General features: G+C 53.2%; 1 rRNA gene. It reads left to right on the top strand.

Annotated elements, in window-relative coordinates:
- A 16S ribosomal RNA gene (locus ACX5J7_RS03755) occupies nt 1–834 on the top strand; the annotation flags it as partial.

Here is an 834-nt window from a genome sequence, read left to right as displayed (position 1 = left end):
CTTGTGGCTGGGGGGGGCAGGCCTAACACATGCAAGTCGAACGGTAACAGGAAGTGCTTGCACTTCGCTGACGAGTGGCGGACGGGTGAGTAATGCTTGGGAACTTGCCTTTGCGAGGGGGATAACAGTTGGAAACGACTGCTAATACCGCATAACGTCTACGGACCAAACGGGGCTTCGGCTCCGGCGCAAAGAGAGGCCCAAGTGAGATTAGCTAGTTGGTAAGGTAAAGGCTTACCAAGGCAACGATCTCTAGCTGTTCTGAGAGGAAGATCAGCCACACTGGAACTGAGACACGGTCCAGACTCCTACGGGAGGCAGCAGTGGGGAATATTGCACAATGGGGGAAACCCTGATGCAGCCATGCCGCGTGTGTGAAGAAGGCCTTCGGGTTGTAAAGCACTTTCAGTTGTGAGGAAAAGTTAGTAGTTAATACCTGCTAGCCGTGACGTTAACAACAGAAGAAGCACCGGCTAACTCCGTGCCAGCAGCCGCGGTAATACGGAGGGTGCGAGCGTTAATCGGAATTACTGGGCGTAAAGCGCACGCAGGCGGTTTGTTAAGCTAGATGTGAAAGCCCCGGGCTCAACCTGGGATGGTCATTTAGAACTGGCAGACTAGAGTCTTGGAGAGGGGAGTGGAATTCCAGGTGTAGCGGTGAAATGCGTAGATATCTGGAGGAACATCAGTGGCGAAGGCGACTCCCTGGCCAAAGACTGACGCTCATGTGCGAAAGTGTGGGTAGCGAACAGGATTAGATACCCTGGTAGTCCACACCGTAAACGCTGTCTACTAGCTGTTTGTGNCTTTAAGNCGTGAGTAGCGAAGCTAACG

It is taken from the genome of Alteromonas infernus (assembly GCF_902705815.1).
This window is presented reverse-complemented; position numbering and strand designations above follow the sequence as displayed.